Here is a 14042-nt window from a genome sequence, read left to right on the forward strand (position 1 = left end):
GCTTTCCACTGTACAGATGCGCCGCGAGGGCGCGATGATGCAGGTCAGAGGCAACGGTCATGTCACTACAGCAGAATCTTACGGGATCGACGATTATTCCGAGCTTGCGGTATCGCGATGCGCATGCGGCTATCGACTGGCTGGTGCGGGTCTTCGGCTTTCACAAGCAGGCTGTCTATGAAGGCCCGGACGGCACGGTGATGCATGCGCAGCTTACGCACGGACTCGGCATGTTGATGTTGGGTTCCATTCAGAATCACGGCGAGTTCAGTCGCGTGATGGTGCAACCGGACGAGATCGGTGGCCGCGAGACGGCGGGGCTCTGCCTGATCGTTGAGGATTGCGATGCGGTCTATGCTTCGGTCAAGAAGGCCGGTGCGGAGATTGTGCAGGAGTTGTCCTCACCCGAATACGGTGGCAGAGCCTTCGCTTGCCGTGACCTCGAAGACCATATTTGGTGGGTGGGTAGCTACAACCCTTGGACCGATCATAGCTCGGTGCAGGCATGAGCGGCCTTCCGTACGCAGAAGCACTTGGAGCACGCGATCCGCAGCAGGTCATTGCCGAGACGCCACTACGGTTGGTGCGCGTGCTGGAGGCTTTGACGCCTGAGGAGATCGAGGCACAGCCCGCGCCGGGCAAGTGGAGCGTGCGCGAGGTTGTCGCGCATCTGGCGGACTGCGAGATCGCCTAGGGTTGGCGGCTGCGTCAGGCCCAGGCCGAAGAGCATCCGGCGATTCAGCCCTTCGATCAGGAGGCCTGGTCGCGCGTTTACGCAGCGTACTCGCTGGCGCAGGCAAGGGCCTGCTTTGAGGCGTTGCGGGCCTGGAATGTGGCGTTCGTCGGGGCGTTGAACGAGGCCGATAAGCAGCGTCCTGTGACGCATCCTGAGCGCGGCGAGGAGACGCTTTGGAACATCTTGCAGATTATGGCCGGGCACGATTTGCATCATTTGGAGAGATTGGAAAAGTAATACAGACGTTTCTGGCTTTTGCTGTTGTTTTTCTGTTTGTCATTCCGAGCGTAGCGAGGAACCTGCTGTCTCCCGCTCTTCGTTCGTATTGCCCATAAAATATGTGAATTAGAACTGGGCATGGTTGAACTGCCGCACAACATTTATGGTGGTCCCGGCGAAAAACGGGAGACAGCAGGTTCCTCGCTGCGCTCGGAATGACAAACAGAAAGGCAAAGGAAAGCAACGGTTAACGGGCTAAAGTCCCCCGCGCCGCTGCTTCTCCAGTTCATCCTCAAAATCCTTCTGGTGTTCTGCTACAGCACGCTTGTATCCCTCGGGATCAAGCCATACCGTAGCGCCTTCTTTGGGCAGGCGGGCTAGTTTTTCTAGGAGACCAAAGTGGCTGCCGTGATCAGCGAGGAAGAGGTCACAGGGCAGGGCGCGCAAGGTGGCGAACGTATGGGCATAGTCCTGTGCAATGCCGGGGTAGTAGCCGGGTTGAGGGGCTATTGCTGTGAGCCGGTACTGCGAGAGCACGGTGAAGCCGCCGATGATGACGACATCGCGAAGTTTGCCGGGTGGGTCGGAGGGAATGTGCACGCGGAAGGCCCATGTGGTGCAGCCGCGGGTGTGGCCGCCGGTCTTGTGCGCGGTAAGAATCACACCGCCAAGGCTGAGGGTGTCGCCGTCATGGAGAACACGATCGACGCGGGCTGGTGCGTACTGAAGGATTCCAGGCGTACCGGCGGCGAAGTCTGTGCGGCCTCCGCTACGGACGACGTCGGCGTCGCCTTCCATCACCATGTTCTTCGCATGAGTTTCGCGAAGAATCTGCGCCGATCCGCCCATGTGGTCGAAGTGGGCCTGGCCGTTGAGGAGGATCTTTGTGTCCTTCCAGCGAAAGCCGAGTTGCTCTACGCTGGCGCGAATCTGCGGAGGGGAGCTTGGGAGGTTGGCGTTAATCAGGATGTTCCCGGCAGGTGTGGTTACCAGGTAGGAGGCGAGATCGCGGCTACCAACGTAATACAGGTTGTCCGCGATGCGGAAGGGGGAGACAGGCGTGGTCCAGTCGGGGTTCATCTGCGCGTGCAGCCCGCCGAAGGAGAACAGGATGACGACAAGGCACAATAGTTTGCGGCAAGGGCTCATCCCTGCTTGATAGCAGAGCGAACGGTTCAAAAACCAGCGAAGAACGTGAGGGAACTTCGCTGGTAACGGTCGGAGCTCTTCAAACTATTTGGTTGAAGCAGATGCCTGTGCGCTCAGGACGAATTGGGCTTCGCCACGACCGAACGACCAGTCGTCGAGGCTATTCTCGCTCAGCACGATCATGACATCGTCCGGGGCGACGTTCGCCCGTTCCTGAAGAAGCTGCGCTGTCTTGCTGTAGAACGCCTGCTTGATCTCGGTCGAGCGGCCCTGGCGAAGCGTCACGTGCACGATGAGGAAATCGCTGGTGCGCTGCATCTTCATGAAGTGCGGATCACCGATTAACTCATCCTGGCTGTGTGCGGTCAGGACCATGAAGCGATCCCCTTCCGGAATGTTGAGCGTTGCGCGCATGGCGTCGTAGATCGCATCGGCGATCTGTTTACGCCGATCGGTGGAGACGGTATTGGAGACGGAGATTCGTACGAGTGGCATGGTTTTTCCTGTGGTCCTTATGATTCCAGCGTTTCGTTGACATCCCGCACAAGGTTGCGGATGTAGCTGCGGCGATTGAGCAGTGCGACCAGCGCTTGCTTGGCCGAATCCTTTGCGGTGGTGTCGTCCGCATCCACGGCTGCGTCCCACTTCGACCACAGGGCTTCGAGCTGCTGTTGCGACTCGCTCAACATGGCGGTGAAGTGCTGCTGTGCCTGTTCAAGATCGCGGCGAGTCTGGGGATCGTCTTCGCCCATCTTCTTGGCCATGCGCATCTCTTCGAGCTGCATGTTCAACTCGAAGGCCTCTTCGAGCAGATCGGGCGGAGCGACCTGCTTCTTCTCCGTTCCCGCAGCTTTGGCGGCATCGGTGGCGGCGCGCGACTGCTCTTCCAACTGGATGCCTTCGAGCGCGAGCAGATACTCTGTCCGGGCGATGGGATCGCGCAGGGTGCGGTAGGCATCGTTCAGGCGCGAGGACGAGGCGAGTGCGGCGTCTTGCTCGGCCTGCGGTTTGGCGGCGAAGCGATCAGGATGCAGCTTACGCGACTGTGCGTAGAAGGCTTTTTCCAGCGTGGGGAGATCGATGTGGAGATGCTGCGGGAGTTCGAACTGGGTGAAGTAGCTATTGGAGGCTTCGTGGCTCATCGGGGTCTTTCAAATCTCGTATTGTTTCTTTAGATTAGATGTTTTTGCAAGCCAGCGCGAAGCTGAGAATCGTAGACTGCTATTTATGACCCGATCGATTGTGTTGCTGCTTTCTCTCTCGTTGTTTGTTCCTTCCGCGCTGGCTCTTCGGAAGCCGGCAGCAGCGAAGTCCGATGCCGAACCCGCGTGGATGGCTGACCTTGCGCGGAGGCACGAAGAGTTAATCAATCGCAACGGCCCCGGAACAGACACTGAGTTGAGGGACCGGCTGCTGGCCATGCTCGATCGCGACCAGGAGGCGCGCGGCGTGAAGGACGGTCAGCCGAAGAACAAAGAGAAGCTCGAGATCGCTACCAATCTCGCGGAGATCGACGCCGGGCTGACGACGGAGTTGAAGGAGATCGTCGCTAAGCAGGGCTGGCCGACGATTGCGCTGGTGGGCATCAAGGCGTCGAATGGAGCGATGTATATCCTGACGCACTCGGCCGACCACGCGTGGCAGCTTTCGTTGCTGCCGCAGTTGGAGCAGCTTGCGGATGCGGGCAAGATCGATGGCTCCACGCTGGCACTGGTGATCGACAAGGAGCTGGTGTCGGAGGGCAAGCTGCAGCGCTATGGGTCGCAGTTCAAGTTTGTGGATGGAGCGATGGCCATGTACGGCGTCGAAGATCCGGGGACGCTCGACGCGCGGCGGGCCAAGGTATTTCTTCCGCCGATGGCGGTTTACAAGCAGATGCTATCGGATATGTATCACCTGAAGGCAACGGACAAGATTGTGAGTGCTGCGGCACCGGCGAACTAGAGCGTGTCATTAAAAACTGCTGGTGAGATAAAGATTGAGCCGTGCAAATCGCTTGCTGAGGCAAGGATCGGAAGGGCAGGGTTGAAACTGTCTAGTCTCCAGACATCCTTTACAGATTGTCTCCAGACATCCTTTACAAGTTGAGGAAGTTTGCCGGGCATGGCTCCACGATCGTGGAGCCATGCCCGGCGAGATCGAGTTCCCGGATCAGGGTAGCTCCGTAGAAGACGAGGGCGCGGTGGTCGATGCGCTGAATTCGGACGAGTTGTCCGGCGAGCGCACCGGCCACCTGCCAGGTGGCCTTATCGAGCCGCAACGATCCATTGGAGTTCAGTGGGTAGACTTCTGCATCGGCGGGATAGACGGGGTCCAGGGGTTTTGTGAAGGGTCGCAGGCTAGCCTTCCAGCGGCTTGCCGGAGTGGCCATCTCCAGTGCCTGGTGCGGACGAATGTGGTTGTACTCATAGCGGAAGCTGTCCAGCCATGCCTGCTCCTGGCCCTTCTCTGGCTGTACACGACGTCGTCTCGCCATCTCCAGCGAGCGATGGAAGCGCTCTACCTTACCTTGCGTCTGCGGGTGGGAGTAGCCGGAGAAGTAGAGGCGGATACTTAGCCTCATCAGCCATACCGACAGTTGTGTCCAGCCCCCTGCGGACTGCATGTTCCACCACGGAGTGCCGTGATCCATCAGCATCGCATCCGGTAAACCACAATCCCTGAACGCCTGGTCCAGACGTTGCTGCACGCCGTCTGCACCGCTGGAACCCAGATGTTCCAGTGCCACTGCGTAACGACTATGGTCGTCCAGCACAGATAACGGGCCGATATGGGTGCCCCAGCCCTTCGGACTCTTGAAATCCATCTGCCAGAGCTGGTTCGGCCGTTCCCGACAGAAGCTCCCGGTCGCCTTCCGATGACGATCCAGCGGATGCACCAAACCGCGCCGCTTCAGTATCCGATGAACCGTTGCGACTGGAACGTTCACACCATCCTTCTCCAAGAGCCACTGCAGCTTGCGCGCGCCCCACTCCGGATACAGCCGGCGCAGATCCTCGATCCGCCCTTCTAACTCCGCAGAACTCCGCCCCGGGCTGTGCAAGGGCTTGCGGCTGCGCTCCGCAATCCCACTCAAACCACTCTCGCGATACCGCTTCACCCATAAGTAGCCGGTGGGCCGGCTAATCCCGTACTCCTCGCACAACACCGCTAGAGAACGCAGACCAGAGACTGCTTCCTGCACAAACGAAACACGCTGCGACGAGACTTCCACATGCCTCCACGACATCCAGACACCCCCACAAATCTGTAAAGGATGTCTGGAGACAATGTGTAAAGGATGTCATGAGTCCGTACAGTTGAAACCCTGCCCTTCCGAGTCGTGCCTCAGCAAGCGATTTGCACAGTTCGACTTCATTCCAAGGGCCATTGGATGGCAGGCCCTGGCAGGCAGAGCTTAGGATGGCTGCGTTGTGGTCGTGCGGTCGGGACGGGGCCTGCTAAACCAAAGGATGGCGACACTTGCGAGGGATGCGCCTAAACACCGTGATGCATAGTCGCCTAGGTCACTCCAGTGGGGTCCAATATGATGGACAACTGCGCGATAGAGAGCGATGCCTACGGCGTAAGCAATTGAAGTATAGACAACGCGTTTTACGGCCAGCCGCTGAAATGCAGTCATGAATTCCTCTATGCCGAGAAACTAGACCCACACCCGCAGCTCTTGGTGGAGTTGGGGTTGATGAAGTTGAAGCCCTGGCGCATCAGCGTCTCTTCGAAGTCCAGCACCATGCCCGCGAGATACAGATAGCTCTTCGGATCGACGAAGAGGCGAACAGGCTTTGCCCCGCTGGGGTCGTTGGGGGTTTCGATGCCTGCGCCGAAGACGAAGGTGCGGTCGCGCTCGCGGGGCTGGGTGTCGAAGCGGATGTTGTAGCTCAGACCCGAGCAGCCGCCGCCCTGAACGCCCAGGCGCAGACCGCCCTGGTCGGGCGAGATGCCTTCCTTGGCCATGGCGACACGGATGCGCTTGAGCGCGTTCTTCGTAATCTCAATGGCGGCCTTCGCACGCGAGGTCTGGCCTTCGGCGGTGAGCAGCGTCATGCCTGCGAGAGGATCTTTGGGAGCCGCAGGCGCGGGAGCGCTCATTGCCTGGCTGGTCGTCGAACTGATGGAGACAGTAGACATACGTTTATTGGATGAGAACGATAGTGGCAGGGAAGCAGGTTCCCTGCGGGAATGACAAAAGAAAAGCAAATACGGAACGTGCGAAGGCCGGCGGTGATACTGTCCGCCGGCCCACGGGTATTGGTTTGCGCTTAGTGAGCCGCGACTGCGACGCCAGCTTCTTCGGCAACGCCGTTCTTTTTCTTCCAGTCGCCGATCGCGGCGCGGATGGCGTCTTCCGCCAGAACCGAGCAGTGAATCTTGACCGGAGGAAGCGCGAGTTCCTTGACGATGTCGGTGTTCGAGATCGTCAGAGCCTCGGCAACGGTCTTGCCTTTGACCCACTCGGTAGCGAGCGAGCTGGAAGCAATCGCCGAGCCGCAGCCGAAGGTCTTGAACTTGGCATCCTCGATGACCTGGGTCTCGGGATTCACCTTGATCTGGAGGCGCATGACGTCGCCGCACTCAGGGGCGCCGACCAGGCCGGTGCCGACTTCGGTCGAGCTCTTGTCGAGCGTGCCGACGTTGCGGGGATTTTCGTAGTGATCAACAACCTTATCGCTATATGCCATGGGAATCTACCTCGTTTCCTTAGATGATACTCCGAAGCTGGAGGGTTCGGAAGGGCGCGATTATTCCACCGGGCTGTCTGGCGTGGGAATTATGTCCTCGTTGCCCGTCCCGTAGGTGGGGTAGGGCAGCGGTTCGGTGTTGATTGGAATGGCCTTTAGGGTAATGAGGTCCTGTTGAACCGTCGCCCAGGCGGAGGGATCATTTTTTGTGGCAAAGGGGAGGCTTAGGTCGGCGTAGTAGATGAGAATGTCGGCCTTGATGCCGGGAGGAACGGCGTTGGCAGGGTGCAGCGCCAGGATGTGGAGCAGACGAGCATAGGTGGCGTCGGTCAGGGAATAGCCGCTGGGCCTGACCGGATAGCCGGTGTCCAGATCGCGATTGAGGAGCGGATGGTGTGGGTCGTGAGAGCCGCGAGGGATCTGTTGTTCTGCTCCGGGGAGGGCGGGGAGCGGCTGCGAGGGGGCGGGATCGGAGTGGGTATCCTCTGAGGCGGCGAGTGAGGCGGTCAGTTTCGTCGCAGGGGGAGGGGTGAAGCGGCGCAGTTGGGCGTCAAGCTGGTCCGCTGAACGCATAACCGAGTGGATATAGTCGGCCTCCGTCTGCTGCGTGGGCCCTTTGACCGCGACCAGTTTTAACGCTCCGACCTTGGGCAGAATGAAGAGAAAACCGGCGAGGCAGTAGGTGCCGACTCCAGCCTTACCGCGGTAGGTGTCCCAGTGGTTTTTCTGGGAGATGGTGGTGAGTTCGCTGGTCAGGCGCTGAAAGTCGGGATCGGTGGTGAGGTCCGAGGGTTCGTGTCTGCGGTGCAGCAGGGTTACGGCGAACGCGATGCGTGGAATGAAGCCGCGCACGGCGAAGCGATAACCACGGACATTGATACGGCTGCGGCGGTGGTCGGTGAAGTCTTCGCGCAGACCGTAGGTCTGGTAGAAGGCCAGGGCGAGTTGGCGAGTGGGAACCTGAAGACCGACGTGGCGCAGGTAGGGCAGGGGGGCGAAGCGGTGGTGCGCGATCTCGTTGATGTCAAAGGCGAATTCGGTCTGCACATGCTGGTGCTCGCCCTGGGCGTAGTTCACGGATAGGCCATAACGCTGACCGAGAGCAGGGAATTCGATGGGGACAGCCCGGTTGGTGGCCTCGGAGTGGCCGATGGTGTCGCCGATATAGTGCGAGAGCGCGCCGGCGGCGAAGGCCAGTTCATCGGCATTTCCGGCGTTGCGGAAGAGGTTGACCACGAAATCTCCTGACCGGACGTAGTGGGTCAGGTTGGAGAAGTTGGCATCGCCGAAGGGGTAGTAGCCGATGTCCTGGATGACGCAGCCACCGTAGGCATAGGCGCGGGCATGCTCAATCTGCGCCGGTGTCAGCGTGGGATAGCGGCTGAGCAGCAGTGGAACGATGGAGCTGTCCCAGGTGAGGTCGATCAGTTGTTCGTGGGTCAGTACAGAGTAGGCGCCTGCGGGGCGAGCGAGGCCGAGCATGCAGAGCAGTGCGACGAGCGCGAGGCGGAGGCCCAGAGTCATGTTGTTCGGATAAGGGTATAGCAGAAGCCTTTATTTTTCTTGTTGTCATTCGACTTCGATGACAACAAGAAAAACAAAGGCACCCTATAAAATCAATCGCGGTATTCAAATTGAACACCGTCGCTTGCCCGGCGCAATTGCTGATCTGGGCAGAATCTCGACAAGATAATCGTTCATCAGGAGACAAGCATGAAGGAAATGCGCTTCGCAGCCATCTTATGTGTCGCTCTATCGCTAAGCGGTTTGGCTATCGGGCAATCCGGCTCCGACAAACTGAATCGGCAACTGATTCAGGCCTCGGATGACGGCAATGCCGAAGTCGTGAAGACGTTATTGGCGCAGGGAGCCGATATCGAAGGCCGGGATGACAGCGAGCAGACTCCACTCAAGGTAGCCACCGAACACGCCAGAGTTGATGCCGTACGGGTGCTGTTGGCTAAGGGCGCTAATGTTGAAGCTAAGTCCAACTCTAAAGGGACTCCTCTCAACTGGGCCGTAGGTGGAGACGGGAAGATTCTCCGCAGTGAGTATGCGGATCGCCTTGCGATCGTGAAAATGTTGCTGGACAAAAAGGCCGATACCACTGCGAAGACGACAAGTGGCGATACAGCCCTTCACCTGGCTGCTCTGAATTATGTAAATACCGACATTCTGCAACTGCTCTTGAGCAAAGGCGCAAACGTCGAAGCGAAAAATCGGAACGGCTTCACTGCGTTGATTTACGCAGCGCTCGAAGACCACACCGAAGCCGTGACGATGCTTCTGGCGAAAGGTGCCAAGATCGACGCTGCGGACTCAGAGGGACAAACAGCACTGATGCATGCCGTCAGTGAGGAGCGCATTGATTCGGTGGATCTGCTGATCGCTAAAGGTGCGAACCTCGAGGCCGTGGACAACGAAGGCCAGACCGCGCTATTCCGTGCAGCTATGGATGATGATTCCAACTACGACTGGGGCGGCAACTATGTAGAAGTGACGAAGCTCCTGCTGGCCAAAGGCGCCAACGTGAATGCCAAGGACGACCACGGTCGTACCCCACTTCAGATGGCTATCAGGAACGATAAGCACCAGGTCATCAAACTGCTGCAGGAAAAGGGCGCGCACTGATCGATAGAAGTGGTGCCTTTGTTTTTCTTGTTGTCATTCCCGAAGGGAATCTGCTTCATGGGGTGCTGCACTGCTAGGTCTTTTACCTTGCGAAATTTATTGACGTTTGCGGCAGTACAAACAAACAGCAGATTCCCTTCGGGAATGACAACAAGAAAAACAAAAAAGCAGAAGCAGAAACAAACCCCATTCATTCGCGAGGAATGAATGGGGTTTGGATAGTTCCTAGCTGAAATTACAGGCCCTTTGGCAATTTCAGTACCTGCCGCTTCAGCTTCATTGCCAAATAAAACAGAAGCAATGTGCCGCAACCTCCGAGCACGATGGGGGCAGCCGAGACGATAAGCCAGTATCGAAACGTCGCGTGTAGGCAACGGTCGGCGATCGCTGTTGCTGCCAGCATGGCAAGCAATACAAGTGAGACTCGAAGAAAACGGCTCGTATCGCTGAGGATTCTCTTTTCCATGCGGTCTCCAGAGGATATCCACCCGATTGTACTTGTCTGGATAGAAACGCTTCCAGTGGCCTGAATCCAAAGTTTGTTGAAGAAGGGTGCCTGTTCCTTACAGCGCACTTGGCGCTCTCCGGCAGAGCACAATGAACGCAAAAAGAGCAGACGCTTTGTGTAACGCGCCTGCTCTTTTTGTGTTCGTAGCTTTTGAAAAATGCCGCGATTTCCAATACAACTTAGTGAGCAGCCCACTCGATCTTGCTGAGGTCGATGCCTTCCTTGACCATCTCGTACAGCGGCGATAGCTCACGGAGCTTCGAAACAACGTCGATCAGTTTGTCGGAGACGTAGTCCACTTCCGCCTTGGTGTTGAAGCGGCCGAGGCCGAAGCGGATAGAGCTGTGGGCAACGTCGTCGCCGAGGCCGAGGGCCTTGAGAACATAGCTGGGCTCCAGCGTGGCCGAGGTGCAGGCCGAACCGGACGAGACAGCGATGTCGTTGATGCCCATCAGTAGAGATTCACCTTCGACGTAGACGAAGCTCATGTTCAGGTTGCCGGGCAGATGGTGGTCCATGTTGCCGTTGACCTGCGTGTAGTCGAGAGCCTTCTCCAGCTTTGCGCGAAGGTAGTCGCGCAGCTCGATCTCACGGGCGGCTTCGGCTTCCATCTCGTTCTGGCAGATCTCGCAAGCAGCGCCGAGACCGACGATACCCGGAACGTTCAGCGTGCCGGAACGCATGCCGCGCTCGTGGCCGCCACCGTTGATCTGCTCGGAGATCTGTACACGAGGATTGCGGCGGCGAACATACAGCGCGCCCACACCCTTCGGGCCATAGATCTTGTGGCCGGAGAGAGAGAGCACATCGATGTTGTCGGCGATCACGTTGACGGGAATCTTGCCGACGGCTTGGACAGCGTCGGTGTGGAAGAGCACACCCTTCTCGTGGCAGAGCTTGCCGATCTCGCGGATCGGCTGGATGACGCCGATCTCGTTGTTCGCGTACATGATCGAGACGAGGATCGTCTGGTCGTCCATGGCGCGCTTCAGGTCTTCGATATCGATCAGGCCATCAGCCTGCGCGGGCAGGTAGGTGATGCGGTAGCCGGACTTCTCGAGGCGCTTGCAGGTGTCGAGAACAGCCTTGTGCTCGGTGACCTGGGTGATGATGTGGTTGCCGCGCTCGCGGTACATCTCGGCGATGCCCTTGATGGCGAGGTTGTTCGACTCGGTCGCGCCGGAGGTGAAGATGATCTCCTTGGCGGTGGCGCCGATGAGCTTGGCGATCTGTTCGCGCGCCTTCTCGACCGCGGACTCAGCCTCCCAGCCGAAGCTGTGGTTGCGGCTGGCGGCGTTGCCGAAGATGCCGGTCAGGTAGGGCATCATGGCCTCAAGCACGCGCGGATCCAGCGGCGTGGTCGCGTGGTTATCCATATAGATGGGCAGCTTGACGCCTGCGGGCAGGGGCTCGTTCGATTGAGTGACGTTAATTCCGATACTTTCAGCCATGATGTGCGCTCCTAAACTTGGGTGTTGCTGATTACAAATGGTTTCCGGCCAGCTTTGAACTGCGGGGGAGCTGACTACGAGTAAAACTAGAGCGCGATGCTCACTAGACCGCCAGCCAGGGCCGCAGCAGGAGAGTCCTCGATCGGTTCAATCAGATCCGAGACGCGGATGCCGCTGAGCAGTTCCTTGATGCTGTCGTTAACCTTACGCAACGGTTCTTTGATGGTGCAGGTACCGTGCAGGTCGCAGGTTCCGTGGATAGTAATGCAGCTAGTGATAAAAAGCGGGCCGTCGATGGCGCGAATCACCTCGAAGGCCGAGATGTCGTGGGCCGAGCGGGCAAGCGCGTAACCACCGTTAGTTCCGGCATGCGAAACCAGCAGGCCGGACTTGGCCAGCGTCTGCAGGATCTTGGCCAGAAGCTGCGGAGGGATGTGATAAGCCTCCGCGATATCCTTGGCGGATTGCGCACCATTGGTGGACTGCTCGGCAAGGTACTTGAGCGCCATCAGTCCATAGTCCGCTTTTTTGGTCAGTCGCAGCATGATCGGCAAAGGCGAATTGAACGCATGTCGCGTAAATTTCGGCCATTCTCAGTGTACGGCGCGGAGGGTTCGTAAGCAAGACCAATGCGGTCGGAGTTGGCAGTTGCTGAGGCAGCGCCGTCGGGAGCCGACATCTGCACGCCATCCTGCGGTAGGCTAAGATTCGTTATTCGATACAACTTTGTGAATGCTTTTCGTCAATTCCGTGCCACGCCCAACCTGCTGACTATGCTGCGGTTGTTCGTTCTGCCGTTTCTGGTCATCACGATTCTCGACGGCCACTGGCGGGCGGCGTTTGCGCTGCTGTGGCTGGCCGGAGTGAGCGATGGGCTCGACGGTCTGCTGGCGCGCTGGTTGCAGCAGCGAACCACGCTCGGGCAGTATCTCGACCCCATCGCCGACAAGCTTTTGCTGAGTACGCTCTTTGTGGTGCTGACGCATGTGGGCCTGATTCCACGCTACGTGACGGTCCTGGTCTTTAGCCGCGACCTCGGGATTCTGCTGATCGCTACGTTATTGTTCGCCACCAATACGCTACGCGACTTCCGCCCGAGCCTGTTGGGCAAAATAAACACCGTCGTGCAGATCCTTGGGGTCTTGACGGTGATGACCTGCCAGGTAATTCCGCAGTCGGGGCTGCACGATCTGAAGATGTTGCTGCTCTGGGCTATCGCCCTGCTGGCGCCGGTTTCGGCCGCGGAGTATGCGTGGATCGTGATCCGGCGAGTACAAGAGCCGGGCGCGGTGGCTCCGCCGAAGGCATAAAAAGATATTGAGGATGTTGCTTTCGGTGAAAACCGGGTTGCGGGCCTGACGAGTTGCGGATACACTGAATAGACGCACCAGAGGCGCGTAGCTCAGTTGGTTAGAGCGCTACCTTGACACGGTAGAGGTCAGCGGTTCGAATCCGCTCGTGCCTACCACTCCTCTCCACCCTCCGCTAGACGGGCAGGATACAACCGGAGAAATCTTCCGGAATCCAGATTGCGCGTGGGTTGTTGCTGGGAGTCTCTTCTGGGGCAAAAGATTCGTTTGGAGCAATGTCATGGCACAGGTATGTGAGCTTTGCGGCAAAGGCCCGCAGTTCGGTAACAACATCTCGCACGCGCACAACGTCACCCGTCGGCGCTGGAACCCGAATCTTCAGTCGGTGAAGGCCCTTACCAACGGCGCGACCAAGCGCGTGAAGGTCTGCACCAGCTGCATCAAGACCGGCAAAGTCGTAAAAGGCTAAGAGCAGGAAACAGCAAGTAGAAAACAGCAAACAGTAGTCCTTGTGGATACTGTTTGCATTGCTGCATCTGCTGCCATATCTGAAATCCGAAATCTGAAGATCAATAAAAAGCCCCGCTTGCAGGCGGGGCTTTTTGCTGTTTGCTACTTTTGTTTCCTGTTTCCTGTTTCCTGCTCTTAGCTCTTTTTCTCGAACGCCAGTGAGGCTGAGTTGATGCAGAAGCGTTGCCCTGTGGGTTTAGGGCCGTCGGGGAAGACGTGACCGAGGTGGGCCCCGCAGGTGGCGCAGGTGATCTCGATGCGGCGCATGCCGTAGCTGTTGTCTTCGTGGGATGTAACGGCGTCCGACGAGATGGGGGCATAGAAGCTTGGCCAGCCACAGCCGGAGTCGAACTTGGTTTCGGATGTGAAAAGGGGAGCGTCGCAGGCGCCGCAATGGTACATGCCATCGTCGTGATTATTGGTCAGTACGCCGGTAAAGGGGCGTTCGGTGCCCTTCTCGCGCATGACATGGTACTGCTCCGGGGTGAGGATGGCGCGCCACTCCGCGTCGGTCTTTTCGATCTTTGCAGGCTTCGTGCCGGTGATGGTGGTTTCAGGCATAGTTGTCTCTCCTCCGCTCTTCTTCATTAGATGCTGCCGGAGGTCGGACGGTCCAGTGGGCTGTTGACCGAAGGACAGAGGATGACGAACCTTTCTTGAGGCTCTGGTTAGTTAGATTTAGGACTTATCATCCATTGCTTCTGGAGCGAAATCGAACTGTGCAAACAGTTTGTGGAGGGTCGGATCGGAAGGGCATGGCTTCAGCTATGCCGCAAGCTCAGCGTCGAAGCCGCATACCTCGCTGGCGCAGGCCGGAGTGGAGCCCGTAGATTGAGTTGTCTTCTTTGG

16 protein-coding genes, 1 tRNA gene and 1 pseudogene are annotated in these 14042 nt (G+C 58.2%); 7 read left to right on the plus strand and 11 right to left on the minus strand.

The features are described from left to right. The first annotated feature begins 59 nt into the window (after nt 1–59). Both ACIX8_RS02405 and ACIX8_RS02410 read left to right on the plus strand, forming a co-directional pair. Nucleotides 60–509, plus strand: a complete 450-nt coding sequence (locus ACIX8_RS02405; protein WP_014263724.1) for a VOC family protein — start codon at nt 60–62, stop codon at nt 507–509. Next, nucleotides 506–973: pseudogene (locus ACIX8_RS02410) on the plus strand (DinB family protein). Before ACIX8_RS02405 ends, ACIX8_RS02410 begins: the two are co-directional and overlap by 4 nt. Before the next feature lie 237 nt (nt 974–1210). Here the strand turns inward: ACIX8_RS02410 and bla are convergent. The 3 genes from bla to hscB all read right to left on the minus strand — a co-directional run bounded on the left by bla (nt 1211) and on the right by hscB (nt 3246). Continuing rightward, a complete protein-coding gene (bla, locus tag ACIX8_RS02415; RefSeq protein ID WP_014263725.1) occupies nt 1211–2104 on the minus strand; it encodes a subclass B3 metallo-beta-lactamase in 894 nt (297 codons plus the stop codon). 84 nt (nt 2105–2188) lie between these two features. Then, nucleotides 2189–2599: a tautomerase family protein gene (locus ACIX8_RS02420; RefSeq protein ID WP_014263726.1), complete on the minus strand. Its 411-nt coding sequence runs from the start codon at nt 2597–2599 to the stop codon at nt 2189–2191. Nucleotides 2600–2616: 17 nt separating this feature from the next. Beyond that, nucleotides 2617–3246 (minus strand): Fe-S protein assembly co-chaperone HscB, encoded by a 630-nt coding sequence (gene hscB / locus ACIX8_RS02425; protein ID WP_014263727.1) that lies wholly within the window; start codon nt 3244–3246, stop codon nt 2617–2619. Between the two features lie 85 nt (nt 3247–3331). Here hscB and ACIX8_RS24310 point away from each other — a divergent pair, with 85 nt between their 5' ends. Next, complete coding sequence (locus ACIX8_RS24310; protein ID WP_014263728.1) at nt 3332–4048, plus strand: DUF6624 domain-containing protein; 717 nt, start codon at nt 3332–3334, stop codon at nt 4046–4048. A 133-nt stretch (nt 4049–4181) separates the two neighbouring features. Here the strand turns inward: ACIX8_RS24310 and ACIX8_RS02435 are convergent, their stop codons facing one another. The 4 genes from ACIX8_RS02435 to ACIX8_RS02450 all read right to left on the minus strand — a co-directional run bounded on the left by ACIX8_RS02435 (nt 4182) and on the right by ACIX8_RS02450 (nt 8307). Next, on the minus strand, nt 4182–5333 hold the full coding sequence (locus ACIX8_RS02435) for an IS481 family transposase (protein WP_014263729.1): 1152 nt from the start codon (nt 5331–5333) through the stop codon (nt 4182–4184). A 401-nt stretch (nt 5334–5734) separates the two neighbouring features. After that, complete coding sequence (locus ACIX8_RS02440) at nt 5735–6232, minus strand: HesB/IscA family protein (RefSeq protein ID WP_014263731.1); 498 nt, start codon at nt 6230–6232, stop codon at nt 5735–5737. Nucleotides 6233–6363: 131 nt separating this feature from the next. Further along, nucleotides 6364–6783 (minus strand): Fe-S cluster assembly scaffold IscU, encoded by a 420-nt coding sequence (gene iscU / locus ACIX8_RS02445; RefSeq protein ID WP_014263732.1) that lies wholly within the window; start codon nt 6781–6783, stop codon nt 6364–6366. A gap of 60 nt (nt 6784–6843) precedes the next feature. Then, nucleotides 6844–8307, minus strand: a complete 1464-nt coding sequence (locus tag ACIX8_RS02450; RefSeq protein ID WP_014263733.1) for a zinc dependent phospholipase C family protein — start codon at nt 8305–8307, stop codon at nt 6844–6846. A gap of 189 nt (nt 8308–8496) precedes the next feature. On the opposite strand from ACIX8_RS02450, the gene ACIX8_RS02455 reads away from it, so the two are divergent. Then, complete coding sequence (locus tag ACIX8_RS02455) at nt 8497–9414, plus strand: ankyrin repeat domain-containing protein (RefSeq protein WP_014263734.1); 918 nt, start codon at nt 8497–8499, stop codon at nt 9412–9414. 235 nt (nt 9415–9649) lie between these two features. Here ACIX8_RS02455 and ACIX8_RS02460 read toward each other — a convergent pair whose 3' ends face one another. The 3 genes from ACIX8_RS02460 to ACIX8_RS02470 all read right to left on the minus strand — a co-directional run bounded on the left by ACIX8_RS02460 (nt 9650) and on the right by ACIX8_RS02470 (nt 11918). Then, entirely contained in the window at nt 9650–9880 is a 231-nt protein-coding gene (locus ACIX8_RS02460) for a hypothetical protein (RefSeq protein WP_014263735.1), read from the minus strand. Nucleotides 9881–10101: 221 nt separating this feature from the next. After that, a complete protein-coding gene (locus tag ACIX8_RS02465; RefSeq protein WP_014263736.1) occupies nt 10102–11373 on the minus strand; it encodes an IscS subfamily cysteine desulfurase in 1272 nt (423 codons plus the stop codon). Nucleotides 11374–11459: 86 nt separating this feature from the next. Next, nucleotides 11460–11918, minus strand: coding sequence for an RrF2 family transcriptional regulator (locus ACIX8_RS02470; protein WP_014263737.1), 459 nt, complete (start codon nt 11916–11918; stop codon nt 11460–11462). Nucleotides 11919–12101: 183 nt separating this feature from the next. Between ACIX8_RS02470 and ACIX8_RS02475 the strand changes: the two genes are divergently transcribed. The 3 genes from ACIX8_RS02475 to rpmB all read left to right on the plus strand — a co-directional run bounded on the left by ACIX8_RS02475 (nt 12102) and on the right by rpmB (nt 13152). After that, complete coding sequence (locus tag ACIX8_RS02475; protein ID WP_150110465.1) at nt 12102–12683, plus strand: CDP-alcohol phosphatidyltransferase family protein; 582 nt, start codon at nt 12102–12104, stop codon at nt 12681–12683. Nucleotides 12684–12764: 81 nt separating this feature from the next. Continuing rightward, nucleotides 12765–12841: transfer RNA gene (locus ACIX8_RS02480), tRNA-Val, on the plus strand. A 122-nt stretch (nt 12842–12963) separates the two neighbouring features. Next, nucleotides 12964–13152, plus strand: coding sequence for a 50S ribosomal protein L28 (gene rpmB, locus ACIX8_RS02485; protein ID WP_014263739.1), 189 nt, complete (start codon nt 12964–12966; stop codon nt 13150–13152). A gap of 176 nt (nt 13153–13328) precedes the next feature. Here rpmB and msrB read toward each other — a convergent pair whose 3' ends face one another. Then, the gene (msrB, locus tag ACIX8_RS02490) at nt 13329–13754 is read right to left on the minus strand and encodes a peptide-methionine (R)-S-oxide reductase MsrB (protein ID WP_014263740.1); all 426 of its coding nucleotides are present in this window, start codon (nt 13752–13754) and stop codon (nt 13329–13331) included. Between the last annotated feature and the right edge of the window lie 288 nt (nt 13755–14042).

It is taken from the genome of Granulicella mallensis MP5ACTX8 (assembly GCF_000178955.2).
Classification (GTDB): Bacteria; Acidobacteriota; Terriglobia; order Terriglobales; family Acidobacteriaceae; genus Granulicella; species Granulicella mallensis.

Coding starts and splice junctions, on each gene's coding strand:
- ACIX8_RS02405 (WP_014263724.1), top strand. CDS start 60: ATGTCACTACAGCAGAATCTTACGGGATCGACGATTATTCCGAGCTTG.
- rpmB (WP_014263739.1), top strand. CDS start 12,964: ATGGCACAGGTATGTGAGCTTTGCGGCAAAGGCCCGCAGTTCGGTAAC.
- ACIX8_RS02465 (WP_014263736.1), bottom strand. CDS start 11,373: ATGGCTGAAAGTATCGGAATTAACGTCACTCAATCGAACGAGCCCCTG.
- ACIX8_RS02420 (WP_014263726.1), bottom strand. CDS start 2,599: ATGCCACTCGTACGAATCTCCGTCTCCAATACCGTCTCCACCGATCGG.
- ACIX8_RS02470 (WP_014263737.1), bottom strand. CDS start 11,918: ATGCTGCGACTGACCAAAAAAGCGGACTATGGACTGATGGCGCTCAAG.
- msrB (WP_014263740.1), bottom strand. CDS start 13,754: ATGCCTGAAACCACCATCACCGGCACGAAGCCTGCAAAGATCGAAAAG.
- ACIX8_RS02455 (WP_014263734.1), top strand. CDS start 8,497: ATGAAGGAAATGCGCTTCGCAGCCATCTTATGTGTCGCTCTATCGCTA.
- ACIX8_RS02450 (WP_014263733.1), bottom strand. CDS start 8,307: ATGACTCTGGGCCTCCGCCTCGCGCTCGTCGCACTGCTCTGCATGCTC.
- hscB (WP_014263727.1), bottom strand. CDS start 3,246: ATGAGCCACGAAGCCTCCAATAGCTACTTCACCCAGTTCGAACTCCCG.
- ACIX8_RS24310 (WP_014263728.1), top strand. CDS start 3,332: ATGACCCGATCGATTGTGTTGCTGCTTTCTCTCTCGTTGTTTGTTCCT.
- ACIX8_RS02435 (WP_014263729.1), bottom strand. CDS start 5,333: ATGTCGTGGAGGCATGTGGAAGTCTCGTCGCAGCGTGTTTCGTTTGTG.
- ACIX8_RS02460 (WP_014263735.1), bottom strand. CDS start 9,880: ATGGAAAAGAGAATCCTCAGCGATACGAGCCGTTTTCTTCGAGTCTCA.
- iscU (WP_014263732.1), bottom strand. CDS start 6,783: ATGGCATATAGCGATAAGGTTGTTGATCACTACGAAAATCCCCGCAAC.
- bla (WP_014263725.1), bottom strand. CDS start 2,104: ATGAGCCCTTGCCGCAAACTATTGTGCCTTGTCGTCATCCTGTTCTCC.
- ACIX8_RS02440 (WP_014263731.1), bottom strand. CDS start 6,232: ATGTCTACTGTCTCCATCAGTTCGACGACCAGCCAGGCAATGAGCGCT.